Origin of the sequence: Azohydromonas lata NBRC 102462 (genome assembly GCF_001571085.1) — a bacterium.
GTDB lineage: Bacteria > Pseudomonadota > Gammaproteobacteria > Burkholderiales > Burkholderiaceae_C > Azohydromonas > Azohydromonas lata.
In genome coordinates this window covers 1-18635 of record NZ_BCTC01000116.1, presented here as the reverse complement: position 1 = coordinate 18635, position 18635 = coordinate 1, and the positions used below count along the sequence as shown (strand labels likewise).

Here is an 18635-nt window from a genome sequence, read left to right as displayed (position 1 = left end):
GGCTTCGCCGTCGTGGCCGGCGAGGTGCGGGCACTGGCGCAGCGCAGCGCCGACGCGGCCAAGGAGATCAAGACGCTCATCGTCTCCTCCACGCAGACCGTGGAAGCCGGCGGCGCGCTGGTGGCGCAGACGGGCGATGCGATGAAACACATCGTCCAGGACGTGCAGCGCGTGGCCGACCTCATCGGCGACATCGCCGCCGCCGCGGGCGAGCAGCGCGACGGCATCGGCCAGGTCAACCACGCCGTGAGCCAACTGGACCAGGTCACGCAGCAGAACGCGGCGCTGGTGGAGCAGTCGGCCGCCGCGGCGCAGTCGCTGCGCCAGCAGGCCCAGCGCCTGGCGCAGGCGGTGGCGGTGTTCAACGTGGGCACGCAGGGCGGCCTGTCGTCCGGCGTGCACCCCAACCCGCAGGTCCTGGCCCGCGAGGCCGTGGAACGCGCGCGCATGCAGGCACGGGCGTCCGAAGCGGTCGTGGCAGGCTGAGCGCCGCAGGGTTCCTATCGCCGGAACTCTAGCGCTGGGCCCATGACGAAGGGCCCATGCCGCGCGCAGGTGCGCTTTGGGCGCCCTGCCCCGCGCGCGCTGGGGAACGCGATCAGGCCGGGTCCACGGGCACGGTGGCGCCGGTCTTGACGCGGTTCATGGCCACCAGCGTTTTAAAAGTCTTGACGTTGTGGCTCTCGAAAAAGAGCTTGCGCGTGAGCGCCACGTACTGCTCCATGTCGCGCACCAGGAAGATCAGGACGAAGTCGCAGTCGCCGGCCACGTAGTAGCACTGCTGCACCTGCGGACAGGCGGCAAAGCTGCGCTGCATCTGGTCCAGCAGGTCGGCGCGCTCGCTCTCCACCTTCACTTCCACCACCACCGTCAGGTCGTAGCCCAGCGCCTTGGGGTTGAGTTGGGCGCTGAAGCGCTCGATCACGCCCTCGCCGGCCAGCGCCTTCAGGCGGCGGTTCACCGCGGCGGTGGAGAGGCTCACCTGCTCGCCCAACGCGCTTTGCGGCGTGCGGGCGTCGTCCTGCAGCGCGGCCAGCAGCGCGCGGTCGTAGGGGTCGAGTTTCATGGGTCAGGCCTCGCCGTTCAGGATGCAGGCGGATTTTCGATAAAACGTTCAGCAGCGAGGCCGGATTTTCGAAAAAAGCAGCGCAGGAGCGTCAATAGGATTCAGCCCAAGATTCGTGCCGGAGAGTTGGACGTGGTGACGCGCCGCCGCCCCGCGGCGCCGTCCCCGAACCCCCTTGCTGAAAGGCTTCCCATGCTGATGGCCAACCCGCGCGCCGTGCGCGTGCCCTACCCCGCGCCGCTGCAAGCGCTCCTGAGCGTCGCGCGCGCCCGCGAGAGCCGGCAGTGGCTGTCGCAGTGGGACGGCATCGCACGCGGCGCCACGCCGCTGTACGAGCTGCCGGACCTGGCTGCGCGCCTGGGCGTGGCGCGGGTGTCGCTCAAGGACGAATCCGTGCGCTCGCCGCTGGGCAGCTTCAAGGCGCTGGGCGCCCCCATCGCGCTGGTGCGCCAGATCCTGCGACTGCATCCGGACCTCGATCCCGCCGCGCTGCTGGCCGGCCGCCATGCGGCGCTGCTGCAGGACTACACCGTCATCAGCGCCACCGACGGCAACCACGGCCGCGGCCTGGCCGCCGCGGCGCGCAGCGTGGGCTGCCGCTGCGTGATCGTCCTGCACGCCCAGGTGAGCCCGGAGCGCGAACAGGCGATCGCGCAGCATGGGGCGCGCATCGTCCGCATCGAGGGCAACTACGACGAGTCGGTCGCGCAAGCCGCGCGGCTGGCCGCGGCCCAGGGCTGGCAGGTGGTGTCCGACACCTCCTACGAGGGCTACGAGGACATCCCGCGCGACGTGATGCAGGGCTACGCCACCATCGCCGCCGAGGTGGTGGAGCAGACCGGCGCGGTGGCGGACCAGCCCGGCGCCTTCACGCACGTGTTCCTGCAGGGCGGCGTGGGCGGCCTGGCCGCCGGGCTGGCGAGCTTTTTCTGGGAATTCCACGGGGCGCAGCGGCCCTGCCTCATCGTGGTGGAGCCGGCGCAGGCGGACTGCCTGTTGCAAAGCGCGCTGGCGGGCCGGCCGGCGCGGGCGACGGGCTCGGTCGACTCCGTGATGGCGGGCCTGGCCTGCGGCGAGACGTCACCGCTGGCCTGGCGCTTCCTGCAGCCCTGCGTGGACGGCTTCATGACCATCGCGGACGCCGCCGCCGTGCAGGCCATGCGCGTGCTGGCCGCGGGCGACGCGCGCGACCTGCCTATCGTCGCCGGCGAGTCCGGCGTCGCGGGCCTGGCCGGGCTGCAGGCCTTGCGCGCGGACGCGGCGGCGGCGCGGCACTTCGGCCTGGACGGGCACGCCCGCGTGCTGCTGGTGAACACCGAGGGCGCGACGGCGCCGGCCGTCTATGAGCAACTGGCCGGCGAGCCGGCTTGGGCCGTGCTCGCGCGCCAAGCCGCCTGGCGCGCGCGCTGAGCGCGGGCAACGGCTTCCACCAGGGACCATGCAGGGACCCAGCAGGCACCAACCAGGAATGAGCGATGTACGTCGATGACGCGCTGCAGGCGCAGATGGTGCGCTGGCGCCACCACTTCCACCGGTTCCCGGAAACGGGTTTCAACGAGCACCGCACGGCCGACACCGTGGCCGGCGTGCTGCAGGTGCTTGGGCTGGAGGTCCACCGCGGCATGGGCGGCACGGGCGTGGTGGCCAGCCTGCGCGTGGGCGACGGGCCGGGCGTGATCGCCCTGCGCGCGGACATGGACGCGCTGGCCATGGCGGAGACCGCCGCCGGCCGTCCCCATGCCTCCCAGAACGCGGGCTGCATGCACGGTTGCGGGCACGACGGCCACATGGCCATGGTGCTGGGCGCGGCGCAACTGCTGGCGCAGCGGCGCGATTTCAACGGCACGGTGCGCTTCATCTTCCAGCCGGCCGAGGAGCACGGCCGCGGGGCGGCGGCGATGATCGCGGATGGGCTGTTCGAGCGCTTTCCGGTGGACGAGATCTACGGCGCGCACAACATCCCCGGCCTGCCGCTTGGGCGCATCGCCACGCGCGTGGGCGGCCTGATGGCCAGCGAGGACAATTTCGTCATCCGCATCCAGGGCCGCGGCGGGCATGCGGCGCGGCCGCACATGGCGGTCGATCCGCTGGTGATTGCGGCGGAGATCATCCTGGCGCTGCAAACCGTCGTCGCGCGCTCGGTGGACCCGGGCGAGCCGGCCGTGGTGTCGTGCACCGAGATCTTCAGCGACGGCATACGCAACGCGCTGCCCTCCAACGTCACGATCAAGGGCGACACGCGCAGCTACTCGCCGCAGGTGCAGGCGCTGCTGGAGCGGCGCCTGCGCGAGCTGTGCGCCGGCATCTGCGCCGCGCATGGCGCGGTGTGCGAGGTGGCGTACACGCACGAGTTCGCGCCCACGGTGAACTGGCCGCAATGCGTGCCGGTGGCGGTGGAAGCCGCCGCGGCCGTGGTGGGCCGCGAGAACGTGGGCGACGACGTGCGGCCCATGATGATTTCCGAGGATTTCGGGGCGTTCCTGAAAGTCGTGCCGGGCGCCTTCGTTTTCATCGGCAACGGCGCCGCGGACGAGCCCGGCGGCGTGCCGCTGCACAACGGGGCGTATGACTTCAACGACGGCGTGCTGCCGATCGGGGCGCGCTACTTCGCGGAGGTGGTGCGGCGCAGGCTGCCGGTGGACGGCGCGGCCGGAGGCTGAGGGCCCCGGAAGGCGGCCGCGAAGGGGGCGTTCCGGTGAAGTTTGGGACGTCCCAAACCGGCGTTGGGGGCGTGCGGGCAGAAGTTGGGCCTGCGGCGAATCTGCGGAAATTCTCGCTTCACGGCCGGTCAACTGGGGTGGTTTGGGACGTCCCAAACCGCGCTGCTCAGGCCGGCAGGCCCGTGGGTTTGCGCATCGTTCGGGAACGAGGTCGCGTGACGTTGTCGCTCCATCGCTCCTGCCGCAGCACCGCTTGTAGGAGGCCCGCAAGCAGGAGCGGACCGGTATTCATCCGGCCCTGCGCGCCTTCACCCCCGCCGCGCGCCCAGCACCCGCACCGCCAGCGCCCCCAGCGCGGAGGCCGTGGACAGCACCGTCACGCCCATCCAGCCGAAGGCCGCGAACAGCGCCGCCCCCAGCGCCGCGCCGCTGGCCATGCCCAGGAAGATCACGACGAACAGCACCGCGTTGAGCCGGCTGCGCGCGGCGGGCTCCAGCCCGTAGACGATGCTCTGGTGGCCGATGAGCGAGCCCTGCACGCCCATGTCGAAGCCCACGGCCGTCGCGCACAGCAGTGCCAGGGCCAGCGGCACCGGCAGCCAGGGCAGCACGAACATCGCCGCAAACGACAGCGCCGCCAAACCCGCCCCCAGCCGCGTCACGACTTCCGGCCCGCGCCGGTCGGCGATGCGCCCGGCCAGCGGCGCGGCCAGCGCGCCGGCCGCCCCGGCGATGCCAAAGGCCCCGGCCGCGCTGCTGCCCAGGTGGAACGGCGCGCCGTGCAGCATCACCGCCAGCGTGGACCAGAAGGCGCTGAAGCCCACCGACAGCAGCCCCTGCGCCACGGCCGCCAGCCGCAGCGCGCGGTGGCGCCGCCACAGCGCCGGCAGCGTGCCCAGCAGCGCGAGGTAGGACAGCTGCGTGGTCGGCTCGAAGCGCGGCAGGCGCAGCCGCGCCACCACCGCGATGGCCGCCACGCTCAGCGACGCGGCCACGAACACCGTGCGCCAGCCCCACTGCTCGGCCACCACGCCGGCGGCCACGCGCGACAGCAGGATGCCCAGCAGCAGCCCCGTCATCACCGTGCCCACGGCACGGCCGCGCTGGGCCGGCGGCGCCAGCGTGGCGGCGGCCGGAACGAAGTCCTGCGCCACGGTGGCGCTCAGGCCAATGGCCAGGCTGGCGGCCAGCAGCGCGGGCAGCGAGGAGGCGCTCGCGGCCATCAGCAGCGCCAGCACCAGCAGCACGGCCTTGACCAGGATGATGCGGCGGCGGTCGTAGCGGTCGCCCAAGGGCGCCAGCAGCGCCAGCCCCGCCGCGTAGCCCAGTTGCGTGAGCGTGGGCACGCCGCCCATGGCGCCGGCGTCGACGTGAAGATCGTCGGCCAGCAGGCCCAGCAGCGGTTGGGCGTAGTAGAGCGAGGCGGCCGCGAAACCGGCGCCCGCACCCAGCAGCAGGATGAGCGAAGCGGGCAGGCCTTCTGCCGGCCGGCCCGCCGCTGCCGCCGGAGGCGATGCATGCGCTGTGTGAATGGTGGACATGGGGTTGACCCTGTGTGGTGGTGTGATGGGCGCAGTGTCCACGGCGCGTTACCCCCTTGGAAGACGGCTGGAGCGCACAGCGGCTATACGCTTGGCGTATGAGCACGTCCGAAACCACCCCCTCGCCCGCGCTGCCCGCGGCTTCCGCACTGGACCGGCTGGCGCTGATGGCGACCTTCGTGCGCATCGTGGAAGCCGGCAGCCTCTCGGCCGCCGCGGCGCAGTTGGGCACGACGCAGCCCACGGTGAGCCGCCGCCTGCAGGCGCTGGAGCGCTCGCTGGGGCTGCGGCTGATCCAGCGTTCCACCCACGCCATGCAGCTCACCGAGGACGGCCAGCGCTGCCTGGAGCGTGCCAAGGCGCTGCTGGCGGACTGGGAAGCGTTCGAGTCCGACCTGCGCGGCCGCGGCGAGGTGGCCGAGGGGCGGCTGCGCGTGGTCGTCCCGCATGCGATGGGCCAGCACCACCTGATGGCGCCGCTGGCGGAGTTCCTGCACGCGCATCCGCGCGTGGACATCGAATGGCTGCTGCACGACGACGCGCACGGGCTGATCGCCCAGGGCGTGGACTGCGCCATACAGGTCGGCGAGGTGACGGACACGTCGCTGGTGGCGATCCGGCTGTCCTCCGTGGAGCGCATCCTGGTGGCGGCGCCGCAGGTGCTGGCGGGCGCCGAAGCGCCGTCCGACCCGCAGGACCTGGCCGGGCTGCCGTGGCTGGCGCTGCGCACCTACTACCGCGCCGACATCGAGCTGCACCACCGCGACGGCCGGCAAAGCCGCCACCTGGCGCTGCGCCCGCGCCTGAGCACCGACAGCCTCTACGCGCTGCGCTCGGCGGCGCTGCAGGGGCTGGGCGTGGCGGCGGTGTCCGCCTGGAGCGTGACGGAGGACATCGCCCAAGGCCGGCTGCTGCACGTGGCGCCGGACTGGGTCGCGCCGCCGCTGCCCGTGTTCCTGCTCTACCCGCCGGCCCCGCACTACCCGGCGCGGCTGCGGCGCTTCGTCGAGGTGTTCAGGCGGGCGATGCCGCCGACGCTGGCGGGATGAGCGGTTGCACGCTGAGGCAGAGCCGGGAAGGGCAGCCTTTCGGACATCAATACAACATACGAGATTCCAAACAAGTCTTAATCACCAACCTTCCCTGCGCCGACCGCCCTCTTTCAGGTCGAGAAAGGAAAAGCCAGGCAGGTACAGGGCCGCATGTGTTCCGGTCCCATGTCACAGGGAAAAGCGGTGATGTGGGTTTTCCGGAAGTCGCGTGTATGTTGTTGTGCGAGTTGTGGCAACGCTGCCGGGCGGCTCACTGCGCCTCGGCCCACAGGGCGTTTTCGCGTGCCACCAGCGCCGAGGCGGCGGCCGGGCCCCAGGTGCCGGCGGTGTACGGTTTGGGCGCGTCGCCCTGGTTCTGCCAGCCTTGCAGGATGGGGTCGGCCCATTTCCAGGCGGCTTCGAGCTCGTCGCGGCGCATGAAGTGCGTGAGGCGGCCGCGGACCACGTCGATGAGCAGCCGCTCGTAGGCCTCGGCGCGGCGCTCGGTGAAGGCGGACTGCAAGTCCAGGTTGAGATGCACCGGGCGCATGCGCATGCCCGACCCCGGCTCCTTGGCCATGATCTGCAGCTTGATGGACTCGTCGGGCTGCAGCGTGATCAGCAAGCGGTTGGGCTGCGCGGCGCCGGACTGGTCCGCAAAGATGGAAAACGGCGGCTGCGAGAACTCCACCAGGATTTCCGAATGCCGCTTGGGCATGCGCTTGCCCGTGCGCAGGAAGATGGGCACGCCGGCCCAGCGTGCGTTGTCTATGTGCGCGCGCAACGCCACGAAGGTCTCGGTGCGGCTGCCCGCGGGCACGCCCTCCTCCTGCTGGTAGCCGGGCACGGACTGGCCATCGGTGGTGCCGGCGGTGTACTGGCCGCGCACGGTGTGCTGGCGCAGGTCGGCCTCGCCGAGCTTGCGCAGCGAGCGCAGCACCTTGAGCTTTTCGTCGCGCACGTCGTCGGCGTCCAGCGAGATGGGCGGCTCCATGGCCACGATGCACAGCAGTTGCAGCAGGTGGTTTTGCACCATGTCGCGCATGGCGCCCGTGCCGTCGTAGAAGCCCGCGCGCGTGCCCACGCCCACGGTCTCGGCCACGGTGATCTGCACGCTGCGTATGTAGGGCGCGCGCCACATGGGCTCGTAGATGGCGTTGCCAAAGCGCAGCACCATGAGGTTCTGCACCGTCTCCTTGCCCAGGTAGTGGTCGATGCGGTAGATCTGCCGCTCCTCGAAGTGGCGGGCCACGGCCTCGTTGATGGCGCGCGCCGAGGCCAGGTCGTGGCCCAGCGGCTTTTCCAGCACCACGCGCGACTGCGCATCGAGCAGCCCGGCGCCGGCCAGGTGCTCGCACGTGACGGTGAAGAGCTGCGGCGCCGTGGCCAGATAAAAGAGCTTCACGGAGTTGGCCTGGCAGGCTTCCTTCAGGCCCACGAAGCCCTGGGGCTGCGTGGCGTCGAGCCGCACGTAGTCCAGGCGGCGCAGGAAGTCCTGCCACTGCAGCGGCTGCATGTCGGCGGGCTCGATGCAGCGGCGCGACATGCGGTCCACGAACTCCACGTACTGGCGCCGCGTCCACTCGTGGCGCCCCAGGCCGATGATGCGGTGACGCTCGCCCAGGCTGCGGTGCAGGTGGGCCATGTACAGCGCGGGCAAGAGCTTGCGCCAGGCCAGGTCGCCGGCGCCGCCGAAGATGATGATGTCCAGCGGGGTGGACTCCGTGATCTCCATCCAGGGCCTCCAAAGCAGATGAGCCGGCCCTTGTACCCGAGCCGCGCCGGCCCTGGCAGCGTCAAGGCGGGGGCGAGCCGGGTTCAGGCCTTGAAATCGCGGCGCGAGCCTTCGTCCAGCAGGTCCTGGTAGTGCGGATGGCGCTGCATGAACGCGGCGATGAAGCCGCAGGCCGGCACGACGCGCAGGCCGCGGCGGCGCGCCTCGTCCAGCGCAAACGCGGCCAGCTCGGAGCCCAGGCCCTGGCCTTCGCGCGCCCTATCGACTTCGGTGTGCATGAAGCGCATCGCGCCATCGTCGATCCGGTACTCGGCAAAGCCGGCGACGGCGCCGTCCTCGTGCAGCTCGAAGCGGTGCTCGGCGGCGTTGTCCAGCAAGCGGGGTGGGTTCATGAAGTCACCTGTGGTCGGGGTCGGCGCCGGGCAAGCCCGATTCCCGGGCCCGCGTGCCGAACGCCCGCTTTGGGCATGTGACCTGCTGCGTTTGCGTGGCCACGGACTCGGCCCTTCGCATGGCTTACATCAAGCTACTTATGTCGCCTTGAAAAAATTCTTATAGGTGCGTCCGTGCATGCCCCAAGTGAAGGCACAATTGCTGCGCCGCAACATGATCGAGGAGACCCTAATGAATCCTTTCATCACCCAGGCCCAGGAAGCCGCCAAGCAGTGGGGCGAGCTGAGCACCTCTTTCTTCCAAGAGCAGGCCAAGCTGTTCCAGGCCCCGCTGGCCACGCCCACCGCCACGCCGGACCCGAGCGCCGCCATGGCCGGTTTCGTCAAGGCCACCGCGCAGGCTGACGAGTTCATGGTCAAGGCCGTGAAGCTGATGGACGTGCAGGCCGCCCAGCTGATGGACGCCGCACTGCAGGACAACGCCGCCAAGGAGCAGCTCAAGCCCGTGGTGGACGCCTACAAGACCGCCTCGCAGACCGTGGTGGCCGCCGTGGAACAACTGGCCCAGGCCCGCAAGGCCCTGCTGGACAAGACCACCGGCGCCTGAGCCTCAGCGCTCCACCGATTGCCAAGGGGCCCCGCACGGGGCCCCTTTTTCTTTGGGCGCGCGGCGCGGCTCGCAAGCCGGTTTGATTTTTATAGACGATCGGTTTAATAATGCCCGCATGAGCAGTGAGCAGCCTCTTGCGCCGCGCCGCCGCGGCCGTCCGGCCCGCGACATCGAAGGCTATGGCCAGACCCGCGAGGCCCTGGTGCGCGCCGGCGTGGTGGCCCTCACCAGCAAGGGTTTCACGGCCACGGGCATAGACGAGATCCTGCGCGGCGTGGGCGTGCCCAAGGGCAGCTTCTATCACTACTTCGGCAGCAAGGAGGCCTACGGCGCGGAGCTCATAGACCGCTACGCCGAGTACTTCGCACGGCGGCTGGACGGCTTTCTGCTCGACGAATCGCAAGCCCCGCTGCAGCGCCTGCGCAACTTCACCGGCGACGCCCAAACCGCCATGGCCCGCCACGGCTTCGAGCGCGGCTGCCTGGTGGGCAACCTGGGCCAGGAGATGGGCGCGCTGCCTGAGGCCTTTCGCCAGCGGCTGATGGACATTTTTGACGACTGGCAGGCCCGCACCGCCCAATGCCTGGCCGCCGCGCAGGCTGCGGGCGAGCTCTCACCCGCGGCCGACGTCGCCCGCCTGGCCGCCTACTTCTGGATGGGCTGGGAAGGCGCCGTGCTGCGCGCCAAGCTCGAACGCCGCGCCGCGCCGCTTCAGCTCTTTGCCGACGTGTTTTTCGCCGGCCTGCCCAGGTAGGCCATTTTTTTGCCCGGTTCTAGACGACCGGTCTAGTTTTCACCCGACAGGAGTTCACCATGTTCAAGGCCATCCTGATAGAGAAGGACGAAGCGGGCTACCGCGCCGCCGTGCGCGAGCTCGATGACGCCGCGCTGCCCGCGGGCGACGTGACCGTGCGCGTGGCCTACTCCACGCTCAACTACAAGGACGGCCTGGCCATCACCGGCAAGTCGCCCGTGGTGCGCAAGTTCCCCATGGTGCCGGGCATCGACCTGGCCGGCACGGTGGAAAGCAGCTCGCACCCGGACTACCAGGCGGGCGACGCCGTGGTGCTCAACGGCTGGGGCGTGGGCGAGACGCACTGGGGAGGCCTCGCGCAGCGCGCACGGCTGAGCGGCGACTGGCTGGTGCCGCTGCCCGCGGCCTTCACGCCGGCGCAGGCCATGGCCATAGGCACGGCGGGCTACACGGCCATGCTGTGCGTGCTGGCGCTAGAGCGCCACGGCGTGACGCCGGCGCACGGGCCCGTCGTCGTCACCGGCGCGGCCGGCGGCGTGGGCAGCGTGGCGGTGGCGCTGCTGGCCAAGCTGGGCTTCAGCGTGGCCGCCGTCACCGGCCGGCCCCAGGAGGCCGACTACCTGCGCAGCCTGGGCGCCAGCGAGGTGCTGGAGCGCGCCGAGCTCAGCGCCCCGGGCAAGCCGCTGGCCAAGGAGCGCTGGGCCGGCGCCGTGGACACCGTGGGCAGCCACACCCTGGCCAACGTCTGCGCGCAGATGAAGTACCGCGGCGTGGTCACCGCCTGCGGCCTGGCCGGCGGCATGGAGCTGCCCGCCACCGTGGCGCCCTTCATCCTGCGCGGCGTGACGCTGGCCGGCATAGACAGCGTGATGTGCCCCCGCCCCGAGCGGCTGCAGGCCTGGCAGCGCCTGGCCGCCGACCTGGACCTCGCCCGCTTGGGCCGCATGGCGCACGAGATCACGCTGGACGAGGCCCTCCCCACCGCCGCCGCGCTGCTCGCAGGCCAGGTGCGCGGCCGCGTGGTGGTGGACGTCAACCGCTGACGCCGCGCCGGCCGCCGGCTGCCTGGCCGCAGGCGGCTGCGCAACAGGGCGGGCGGCCTGCCGTCCGAAGCGGCATCGTCACAATGCGCACCGCATGCGACGCTTCTTCACGCCCTTTTTCCTGACGCTCAGCGCCATCGTGGTGCTGGGCTACGCCTACCTGGCCTGGCGGCTGGCCGGCGGGACTGCCGGCCGGCTGCTGCTGGCCGTGCCCTGCCTGCTGGTGTGGCTGGTTCCCATGGCCTATTGGGCCGGCGGGCGCGAGAGCACGCGGCGCGCCGATGAGCTGCTGCACGCCGCGAGCTACCTCAGCATGGGCTGGCTCAACTTCCTGCTGCTGTTCGCGCTGCTGCGCGACGGGCTGCTGGGCCTGGCCTGGCTGGCGGGCGCCGAGAAGGCGCGGGAGCTGCTGGCCACCACCGGCACGCCGCTGGTGTTCGCCGCCTCACTGGCGGCGCTGGCCGTGGGGGCGCTGGCGGCGCTGCGCGGGCCGGCCGTCCAGCGCGTGAGCATTCCCGTGGCCGGGCTGGACGCGGCGCTGGAAGGTTTCAAGATCGTCCAGATCAGCGACCTGCACGTGGGGCCGACCATCGGCCGGCGCTACGTGAGCCGCGTGGTGGAGCGCGCCAACGCGCTGGCGCCGGACTTGACGGTGCTCACCGGCGACATCGTGGACGGCGCCCCGCAGCGCCTGGCGCCGCACGTGGCGCCGCTGGGCGGGCTGCGCGCGCGGCACGGCAGCGTGTTCATCCTGGGCAACCACGACTGCTATTCCGGTGCGCGACGCTGGATCGCGCAGTTCCGCGGCCTGGGCATGCGCGTGCTGCTCAACGAGGCCCTGGTGCTGGAGCACGGCGGCGCCCGGCTGATCGTCGGCGGCGTGGTGGACCCGGCGCTGCGCCTGTCGGAGCCGGACCAGCAGCCCCGCGCCGACCTGGCCGCCGCGCCGCAGGCGGGGGCGGGCCTGCGCATCCTGCTGGCGCACAACCCGGCGCTGGCCGAGTTGGGCGAGCGGGCGGGCTTTGACGTCCAGCTCTCCGGCCACACGCATGCCGGCCAGTTTTTTCCGTGGACGCTGGCCGTGCGCGCGGTGCACGCGCCGCATGTGGCCGGCCTGTCGCGGCAGGGAAAGATGTGGGTCTACGTCTGCCCCGGCACCGGCAGCTGGGGGCCGCCGGTGCGCTTTGGCACGCGCACGGAGCTGACGCTGCTGGAGCTCAGGCGGTCGGACGGTGCCGCCGCGCCAACAGCCGGGCGTGCTCAGTAAGCCGGCACCACCTGCGGCACGCTGAAGTCGCGTCCCACGCCGCTGAGGGCGCGGTCGAAATTGTCGCGGGCGCGCTGGCTCAAGGCCGCGAGGTCCACGGCGCCGCTGGCGTCGCAGGGAAAGCTCAGGCCGCGCCCGGTGAACAGGCAGTTGAAGCGCAGTTCGAAACCGTCGGCCGCGCCGGGGTTGGGCAGGGCTGCAAATGAACGAGTCGTCAGGGACATGGCTACTTCTCCTGGTCACTCACGGGAACCGCCCGCCGGCGCCTTCGTGCCGGCAGCCTGCCGCCTTCACACCGGCCTCGGCTCCCTCCTGAAAACCAGCGTAGGGGCAGGCGGCGGGAAGTGCTGCGGCATCTGCACGCTTGCCACGGGCTGTTACACGGCTTCCTTGTCAGGCTGCCGCTAGGCGGAAATCTTTCACACTGCGCTTACAGGCGTCTTCCATCCTTGGGCGGCCCCACGGTGGGCGGCCCGGTTTTGCCCCAATAGCGGCCCAGGCAATGCCTGGGCATCAAAGCTGCTCTAGGGGCTCAACGCAGTTTTCGCAGTTCCAGCCGGTTCGGGGGTGACGGCCAAAAGCAGGCACCCGGCCACCGGCGCCCGTCCATGCACGACTTCAGTCCCGACGGCGGCAAGCCGCACCCTGCCCACCCGGCCACCCCGGTCGAATCCGAGGGCTTCGCATCGCGCGGCGACGGGCGCGACATCTTCTTTGCCGCCGTCGAGGCCACGCGCATGCCCATGGTGGTGGCCGATCCGCGGCTGCCGGACACGCCCATCGTCTTCGCCAACAACGCCTTCCTGGACATGACCGGCTACGCCCAGGAGGAGGTGCTTGGGCGCAACTGCCGTTTCCTGCAGGGGCCGGACACCGACCGCGCCGTGGTGGACCAGATACGGCAAGCCGTGGCGCGCCAGCAGGAGATCGCCGTGGAGCTGATCAACTACCGCAAGGACGGCAGCAGCTTCTGGAACGCGCTGTTCCTCACGCCGGTGCGCAATCCGGAGGGCGAGCTGATCTATTTCTTCTCCTCGCAATTGGACGTGAGCCGGCGACGCGACGCCGAAGGCGCACTGCACCACTCGCAGAAGATGGAGGCGCTGGGCCAGCTCACCGGCGGCATCGCCCACGACTTCAACAACCTGCTGCAGGTCATCGTCAGCAACGTGGAGGTGGCCAGCACCAAGGCACGGCTGCTTGGGCTGGACGACGCGCTCATCGCCCGCGCCCTGTCCAACGTGCGCGAGGCCGCGCGCAAGTCCGGCACGCTCACGCAGCAGCTCCTGGCCTTCGCGCGCAAGCAGCAGTTGCAGGGGCGCGTGATCAATCTCAACGAGCTGGCGCAGCGGCTGTCGGACATGGCCGACCGCAGCTTGGGCGGCCACGTCGAGCTGCGGCTGGCGCTGGAGCCGGGGCTGTGGAACACGCGCATAGACCCCACGCAGGCCGAGGTGGCGCTGCTGAACCTGCTCATCAACGCGCGCGACGCCATGTCCGGCGGCGGCCAGGTGGTGCTGCGCACCGCCAACCTGCGGGCCGATGAGGCCGAAGCCGACGCCCACGCGCTGCCCATGCCCGGCCCCTACGTGATGCTGAGCGTGTCGGACACGGGCGAAGGCATCGCGGCCGACGTGCTGCCGCGCGTCATGGAGCCCTTCTTCACCACCAAGCCGCCCGGCCAGGGAACGGGTCTGGGTTTGTCCATGGTCTATGGCTTCGCGCGCCAGAGCGGCGGCACGGCCACCATCGAATCCACGCCCGGCCAGGGCACCACCGTGCGGCTGTACTTCCCGGCCACGCCGGACGACCAGGCCACGCGCCCCGCGCCCGCGCCGCTGCGCGCGGGCGGCAGTGGGCGCATCCTGGTGGTGGACGACCGCCCCGAGGTGGCCGAGATGGCCGCGCTGCTGCTGGAGCACGCGGGCTACGAGACGGTGCGGTGCCACGGAGCACAGCGCGCGCTGGAGCTGCTGGAGGCGGGGCCGCCGTTTCAGTTGCTGCTCACGGACCTGATCATGCCGGGCGGCATGAACGGCGTGATGCTGGCCCGCCAGGCCCAGCAGCGCCAGCCGGCGCTGCAGGTGCTGCTCATGACGGGCTTTGCCGACGGCACGCCCGCACGCCACGGCGGCGGCCATTACGACATCGTCTTCAAACCCTTCTCAGCCGAGGAGCTGGAGGCCAAGGTGCGGCTGGCGCTGGCGCGCCCCGCGGCCGGGCACGCGGCCTGATACTCCCGCCACCACCACCTGCCGCTGCGCATGCCACCCCCCAGCCGCCTCCCCGCCGAAGCCCAAGTGCTGCCGCCGGGCACCGTCATCTCGCTGGACAACTGCGACCGCGAGCCCATACACGTGCCCGGCGCCATACAGCCCCACGGTGCGCTGCTGGCGCTGGACCGCTTGGGGCGCCTGAGCCACGCCAGCGCCAACGCGCGCGCCCTGCTGGGACCGCTGCCCGCCTTCGGTCAGCCGCTGCGCGCCAGCGACTTGGGCAGCCAGGCTGCCGCGCACGAGCTCATACGCGAGGCGCTGCGGGCCAACGCGGTGGACGGCGAGCTGGGCCTGCGCTCCGCGCCCATGGAGCTGGACGGGCACTGCTTCGACGCCGTGGTGCACGCCCACAACCAGCACGTGATCTGCGAGTTCGAGCGCCGCGAGCAAAGCGCCGAGGAGCGCGCCGCCTTCGCGCAAAAGGCCTACCGCTCCATGGGCAGCCTCAAGCGCCAGCCCAGCATCGAGCGCCTCATGGAGGAGGCGGTGGCGCAGATTCGCGACATGACCGGCTTCGACCGCGTCATGGGCTACCGCTTTCGCCACGACGACAGCGGCGACGTGGTGGCCGAGGCGCGGCGCGACGATCTGGAGCCCTACCTGGGCCGCCGCTACCCGGCCAGCGACATCCCCGCGCAGGCGCGGCGGCTGTACGTGCTCAACACGCTGCGGCTGATTGCCGACGTCACCTACGAGCCCGTGCCGCTGCTGGCCGGCGACGCCGCCTCGCCCCCGCTGGACCTGAGCCACAGCGTGCTGCGCAGCGTTTCGCCCATACACGTGGAGTACCTGCGCAACTTGGGCGTGGCGGCGTCGATGAGCGTGTCCATCGTGGTGGGCGCGCGGCTGTGGGGAATGATCGCCTGCCATCACATGGCACCGCTGCAGGTGCCCTTCGCGGTGCGGCTGGCCTGTGACGTGCTCGCGCAACTGCTGGCCTCCACGGTGCAGTCGCTGGACGCCAAGGCGCGCGAGGCCTCGGTGGCGCGCGCGGCCTGGCTGCGCACCGAGCTCATAGGCCGCGTGGCCACGGGCGAGACGGTGGAGGACGTGCTGGTGGCCGAGGCGCCGCTGATCGCCGACAACCTGGGCTGCGACGCGCTGGTGGTGGCCGGCGGCGAGCGGCTGCACGTGCACGGGCTGGTGGACGCGGCCTGGGCTCAGGCGCTGTTGGGCGCGCTGGCGCGACGCGAGGGCACGCTCGTTCACATCACCCGCGCCGAGGAGCTGCCCTCCTCGCCGGACGGCGCCGCGCCGCCCGCCACTTCGCGCTATTGCGGCGTGCTGGCCCTGGGCTACGACCGCGCCGGCGGCGGCTGGCTCATTGGGCTGCGGCGCGAGCAGGTGCAGACCATACGCTGGGGCGGCAAGCCCGATAAGGCGATCGCGCACGGGCCGCTTGGGCCGAGGCTGACGCCAAGGGGGTCGTTTGCCGAGTGGCGCGAAACGGTGCACGGCACGGCCGAGCCCTGGGACGAGACGCAGCTCGAAATCGCCCGCCAGTTGCTGGACGCGCTCAGCCGGGCGCACGCCGACCGCGTCATGACGCTGGACCGGGCCCGCACCCAGCTTTGGGCCGTGCTGGGCCACGACCTGCGCAACCCGCTGCAGTCCATCAGCATGGCTGCGCAGGTCATAGGCCGCGCCGGCAGCAGCGAGCGCATGAACTCGGTGCTGCGCAACTCGGCTCACCGCATGGAGCGGCTCATCGCCGACGTGCTGGACATCTCGCGGCTGCAAAGCGGCCTGGGCCTGGGCATGAGCTTCCAGTGCACCGACCTTGTCCCGCTGCTGGAGCAACTGGTGGAAGAGGTGCTGGTGGCGTACCCGGAAACGGTGATAGCGCGCAAGTTGCCCGCGCAACTGCGGGCGGACGTGGACGCGGGCCGCTTCGCCCAAGTCATCGCCAACCTGCTGAGCAACGCGCGCCAGCACGGCAGCGGCGGCATCGTGATCGAGGCCCGGCAGGAAGCGGGCGAGGCCGTGATCGTGGTGTGCAACCCCAGCAAGCCCATCCCTTCGGACATCGCCGCCAGCTTGTTCGACCCCTTCAAGCGCGAGTCGCTGCGCAATGCGCGCAACCCCAGCGGCATGGGGCTGGGCCTGTACATCGCCAACCAGGTGGCCCGCGGCCACGGTGGACAGTTGCGCTACGAGGCCCGCGGCAACGACGTCTGTTTCACGCTGCGGCTGCCGCTGAAGCAGGCGGCGCCAGCCTGAGGGGCAGCGTCAGCGCGAAACGCCAGCGCCGGTGGCGGCCCGCGGGGGCCGCCACCGGCGTCATGGCCGTGGCAGGGAAGGAAGGAGGGCGGCAGCCGGAGCTGCGCGGATCGGGAAAAGCGGCAAGGGGAGAAGGGAGGAGTAGTCAACCCGGCCCGCGATTCGCCCTGGAAAGGGATCAGTGTTCGGCGGACAACGCCTTGTGTTTGGCGCTGCCCATGACAGGCATGTTGCAGGGGAAAAGTTAGGCCAGTCTTAGACGCCGGTGCCCGCGTCACCCGGCTTTGAGCCAGCTTCGCCGTCCCCACGGCGCAGCGGCGAAAGCAGGTGGCGCAGGCCGTTGTGGTCCACCTCGTGCATGAGGGCCAGCAGGCTGCCGAGCTGTCCCTTGGGAAAGCCCGTGCGGGCGAACCATTGCAGGTAGGGGCCGGGCAGGTCGGCAATCGCCCTGCCCTTGTACTTGCCGTAGGGCATGACGGTGTCCACCAGTTGCTGCAGTTGCGCTTGTGCCATGGCGCGATTCTCGGCCGCGGCCGGCGTGGCCTGGCGGAGCGGCACCTCAGCGCGCGAGCACCTCGCGCTGCTTCATGGTGAGGTACTCGGCCTGCGTGGTCTCGTGCAGTTGCGCCGGGTAGCGCTCCAGCGCGGCGTGGAAGCGGCGCAGCCGCTCCTGCACCGGGGCGGACGCGGTGGCCACAAAGGAATCGATGGCCAGGAAGTAGCGCATGGTGTTGCGCTCGGCCACGCCCTGCATGCCGCGCACGAACTGCGCGTGGCCCTGCTCGTCGCGGTCCACGACGCTGAAGCCCACCTTGTCGCGCCCCGCGCTGGCGAGATAGGCGCTGGTGGCCAGCCGCGCGGCCAAGCCCATCTCGTAGGCGTAGGACATGTGCATGAAGGTGCGCCCGCCCGGCGCGGGCACGGCCTGCAGGCGCAGCCTGTAGTTCTGCGTGCCCAGGGGGCCCTGGTCGGCCAACAGCGCCACGGCAAAGAAGTCGTCCTGCCGCGCCGGCACGGCGAAGCGGAAGGCCAGGCTTTGCGCCTCGTCCACCGGGTCGGTATAGCGGCGCGCCACGCCCACTTCCAGTTGCTGCGCCGCACCCTCGCCGGCGGAAGGCGCACAGCGCTTGACGTTGGTTTGCAGCAGCAGGATGTCGCACCAGTGGCGCGGCTGGCGCAGCGCGCCGGCCACGGCGTCGAAGGGCTGGTCGAGCACGGCCCACACCTCGCCCAGCGGCGCGCTGGTGGAGTCGTTGGACTGCAACAGCAGCGGCCGGCCGAAGGGGCTGGAAGCGAGCCGAGGCTCCAGCTCGGACAACCGTGCCCGCAGCGCCTGCGCGTCGCCCTCGCCGCCCTGCGCCGCGGCGGTGTTCGGGGCGATGCAAGCCAGGCCGCCGGACAAGCCGGCCACCGCCAGGGCAAGGCGCAGGGCCGAAGAACGAACCGCAGAAGGAAGAAGGTGCTTCACCGCCGGACTGGGGCAAGCACCGTTCCAGGCATGCCGCACCGGCGGTGCGGGCGAGCCGGCCGCAGCATCGCGGCGGCTTGCGGCCGGCTTCAGCCCAGGCTGGGCGCGGCGCTTTCCTCGTCGTAGCCCAGGGCGGGCGCGACGGTGCGTTGCAGCATCGTGGCGCGGCCCACGGGGGCGGAACCCTGGTTGCTGAAGCCTTGGCCATCGTCGCTGCCGTCCAGGCGGAAGGCGCTCACCGCCAGTGCCAGGCGCTGCGACTGTTCGCGCAGGCTCTCGGCGGCGGCGGCGGACTCTTCCACCATGGCCGCGTTCTGCTGTGTCATGCGGTCCAGGCTTTGCACCGACTGGTCCACCTGCGCGATGCCGCAGGACTGGCTGTGCGTGGCGGCGCTGATCTCGGCGATGACGGCGGTGACGCGCTGCACGCCCGCCACGATCTCCTCCATCGCGTTGCCGGCTTCCTTGACCAGCCTGGTGCCGCCCTCGACCCTCTCGGTCGAGGCGCTGATCAGGTCCTTGATCTCCTTGGCCGCTTCGGCGGAGCGCTGCGCCAGGGCGCGCACCTCGCC

18 protein-coding genes are annotated in these 18635 nt (G+C 71.3%); 10 read left to right on the top strand and 8 right to left on the bottom strand.

What is annotated here, in order from left to right; genetic code table 11:
• Positions 1 to 486 (top strand): methyl-accepting chemotaxis protein (locus tag ALA01S_RS25985; protein ID WP_238455953.1); only part of this gene is annotated, 486 nt, incomplete at its 5' end.
• A gap of 112 nt (positions 487 to 598) precedes the next feature.
• On the opposite strand, the gene ALA01S_RS25980 is transcribed toward ALA01S_RS25985, so the two are convergent.
• Positions 599 to 1066, bottom strand: a complete 468-nt coding sequence (locus ALA01S_RS25980) for an Lrp/AsnC family transcriptional regulator (protein WP_066342206.1) — start codon at positions 1064 to 1066, stop codon at positions 599 to 601.
• A gap of 192 nt (positions 1067 to 1258) precedes the next feature.
• Here ALA01S_RS25980 and ALA01S_RS25975 point away from each other — a divergent pair, with 192 nt between their 5' ends.
• Positions 1259 to 2476, top strand: a complete 1218-nt coding sequence (locus tag ALA01S_RS25975; protein WP_066342205.1) for a diaminopropionate ammonia-lyase — start codon at positions 1259 to 1261, stop codon at positions 2474 to 2476.
• A gap of 65 nt (positions 2477 to 2541) precedes the next feature.
• Positions 2542 to 3726, top strand: a complete 1185-nt coding sequence (locus ALA01S_RS25970; RefSeq protein ID WP_066342204.1) for a M20 aminoacylase family protein — start codon at positions 2542 to 2544, stop codon at positions 3724 to 3726.
• A gap of 308 nt (positions 3727 to 4034) precedes the next feature.
• Here the strand turns inward: ALA01S_RS25970 and ALA01S_RS25965 are convergent, their stop codons facing one another.
• A complete protein-coding gene (locus ALA01S_RS25965; RefSeq protein ID WP_066342203.1) occupies positions 4035 to 5267 on the bottom strand; it encodes an MFS transporter in 1233 nt (410 codons plus the stop codon).
• 98 nt (positions 5268 to 5365) lie between these two features.
• On the opposite strand from ALA01S_RS25965, the gene ALA01S_RS25960 reads away from it, so the two are divergent.
• Positions 5366 to 6316, top strand: a complete 951-nt coding sequence (locus ALA01S_RS25960; RefSeq protein WP_066342202.1) for a LysR family transcriptional regulator — start codon at positions 5366 to 5368, stop codon at positions 6314 to 6316.
• A gap of 253 nt (positions 6317 to 6569) precedes the next feature.
• Here ALA01S_RS25960 and zwf read toward each other — a convergent pair whose 3' ends face one another.
• Positions 6570 to 8033, bottom strand: coding sequence for a glucose-6-phosphate dehydrogenase (gene zwf, locus ALA01S_RS25955; RefSeq protein WP_066342201.1), 1464 nt, complete (start codon positions 8031 to 8033; stop codon positions 6570 to 6572).
• Positions 8034 to 8116: 83 nt separating this feature from the next.
• On the bottom strand, positions 8117 to 8425 hold the full coding sequence (locus ALA01S_RS25950; RefSeq protein ID WP_066342200.1) for a GNAT family N-acetyltransferase: 309 nt from the start codon (positions 8423 to 8425) through the stop codon (positions 8117 to 8119).
• A gap of 178 nt (positions 8426 to 8603) precedes the next feature.
• Between ALA01S_RS25950 and ALA01S_RS25945 the strand changes: the two genes are divergently transcribed.
• From ALA01S_RS25945 to ALA01S_RS25930, 4 genes are all read left to right on the top strand, one after another.
• Positions 8604 to 9032 carry a hypothetical protein gene (locus ALA01S_RS25945; RefSeq protein ID WP_066342199.1) on the top strand — a complete coding sequence of 143 codons (429 nt, stop codon included), beginning with the start codon at positions 8604 to 8606 and terminating at the stop codon, positions 9030 to 9032.
• Between the two features lie 118 nt (positions 9033 to 9150).
• Complete coding sequence (acuR, locus tag ALA01S_RS25940; RefSeq protein ID WP_066342198.1) at positions 9151 to 9789, top strand: acrylate utilization transcriptional regulator AcuR; 639 nt, start codon at positions 9151 to 9153, stop codon at positions 9787 to 9789.
• A gap of 59 nt (positions 9790 to 9848) precedes the next feature.
• Positions 9849 to 10832, top strand: coding sequence for an acrylyl-CoA reductase (NADPH) (gene acuI / locus ALA01S_RS25935; protein WP_066342197.1), 984 nt, complete (start codon positions 9849 to 9851; stop codon positions 10830 to 10832).
• Positions 10833 to 10926: 94 nt separating this feature from the next.
• Entirely contained in the window at positions 10927 to 12099 is a 1173-nt protein-coding gene (locus ALA01S_RS25930) for a metallophosphoesterase (protein WP_066342196.1), read from the top strand.
• Here the strand turns inward: ALA01S_RS25930 and ALA01S_RS25925 are convergent.
• The gene (locus tag ALA01S_RS25925; RefSeq protein WP_066342195.1) at positions 12093 to 12323 is read right to left on the bottom strand and encodes a hypothetical protein; all 231 of its coding nucleotides are present in this window, start codon (positions 12321 to 12323) and stop codon (positions 12093 to 12095) included. The genes ALA01S_RS25930 and ALA01S_RS25925 overlap by 7 nt on opposite strands.
• Positions 12324 to 12707: 384 nt before the next feature.
• Here ALA01S_RS25925 and ALA01S_RS25920 point away from each other — a divergent pair, with 384 nt between their 5' ends.
• On the top strand, positions 12708 to 14333 hold the full coding sequence (locus tag ALA01S_RS25920) for a histidine kinase famiy protein (RefSeq protein ID WP_066342194.1): 1626 nt from the start codon (positions 12708 to 12710) through the stop codon (positions 14331 to 14333).
• Between the two features lie 30 nt (positions 14334 to 14363).
• Positions 14364 to 16595, top strand: coding sequence for an ATP-binding protein (locus ALA01S_RS25915; protein ID WP_066342193.1), 2232 nt, complete (start codon positions 14364 to 14366; stop codon positions 16593 to 16595).
• 255 nt (positions 16596 to 16850) lie between these two features.
• On the opposite strand, the gene ALA01S_RS25910 is transcribed toward ALA01S_RS25915, so the two are convergent.
• The 3 genes from ALA01S_RS25910 to ALA01S_RS25900 all read right to left on the bottom strand — a co-directional run.
• Positions 16851 to 17108, bottom strand: a complete 258-nt coding sequence (locus ALA01S_RS25910) for a DUF3820 family protein (RefSeq protein ID WP_066342207.1) — start codon at positions 17106 to 17108, stop codon at positions 16851 to 16853.
• A gap of 46 nt (positions 17109 to 17154) precedes the next feature.
• Complete coding sequence (locus ALA01S_RS25905; protein WP_157119285.1) at positions 17155 to 18063, bottom strand: hypothetical protein; 909 nt, start codon at positions 18061 to 18063, stop codon at positions 17155 to 17157.
• 89 nt (positions 18064 to 18152) lie between these two features.
• Positions 18153 to 18635 (bottom strand): methyl-accepting chemotaxis protein (locus tag ALA01S_RS25900; RefSeq protein ID WP_238455952.1); only part of this gene is annotated, 483 nt, incomplete at its 5' end.

Excerpts from the sequence above, each read along its gene's own strand:
- acuR (WP_066342198.1), top strand. The coding sequence starts at position 9,151 with ATGAGCAGTGAGCAGCCTCTTGCGCCGCGCCGCCGCGGCCGTCCGGCC.
- ALA01S_RS25920 (WP_066342194.1), top strand. The coding sequence starts at position 12,708 with ATGCACGACTTCAGTCCCGACGGCGGCAAGCCGCACCCTGCCCACCCG.
- ALA01S_RS25910 (WP_066342207.1), bottom strand. The coding sequence starts at position 17,108 with ATGGCACAAGCGCAACTGCAGCAACTGGTGGACACCGTCATGCCCTAC.
- ALA01S_RS25950 (WP_066342200.1), bottom strand. The coding sequence starts at position 8,425 with ATGAACCCACCCCGCTTGCTGGACAACGCCGCCGAGCACCGCTTCGAG.
- ALA01S_RS25975 (WP_066342205.1), top strand. The coding sequence starts at position 1,259 with ATGCTGATGGCCAACCCGCGCGCCGTGCGCGTGCCCTACCCCGCGCCG.
- ALA01S_RS25945 (WP_066342199.1), top strand. The coding sequence starts at position 8,604 with ATGCCCCAAGTGAAGGCACAATTGCTGCGCCGCAACATGATCGAGGAG.
- zwf (WP_066342201.1), bottom strand. The coding sequence starts at position 8,033 with ATGGAGATCACGGAGTCCACCCCGCTGGACATCATCATCTTCGGCGGC.
- ALA01S_RS25925 (WP_066342195.1), bottom strand. The coding sequence starts at position 12,323 with ATGTCCCTGACGACTCGTTCATTTGCAGCCCTGCCCAACCCCGGCGCG.
- ALA01S_RS25970 (WP_066342204.1), top strand. The coding sequence starts at position 2,542 with ATGTACGTCGATGACGCGCTGCAGGCGCAGATGGTGCGCTGGCGCCAC.
- ALA01S_RS25965 (WP_066342203.1), bottom strand. The coding sequence starts at position 5,267 with ATGTCCACCATTCACACAGCGCATGCATCGCCTCCGGCGGCAGCGGCG.
- ALA01S_RS25980 (WP_066342206.1), bottom strand. The coding sequence starts at position 1,066 with ATGAAACTCGACCCCTACGACCGCGCGCTGCTGGCCGCGCTGCAGGAC.
- ALA01S_RS25915 (WP_066342193.1), top strand. The coding sequence starts at position 14,364 with ATGCCACCCCCCAGCCGCCTCCCCGCCGAAGCCCAAGTGCTGCCGCCG.
- acuI (WP_066342197.1), top strand. The coding sequence starts at position 9,849 with ATGTTCAAGGCCATCCTGATAGAGAAGGACGAAGCGGGCTACCGCGCC.
- ALA01S_RS25930 (WP_066342196.1), top strand. The coding sequence starts at position 10,927 with ATGCGACGCTTCTTCACGCCCTTTTTCCTGACGCTCAGCGCCATCGTG.
- ALA01S_RS25960 (WP_066342202.1), top strand. The coding sequence starts at position 5,366 with ATGAGCACGTCCGAAACCACCCCCTCGCCCGCGCTGCCCGCGGCTTCC.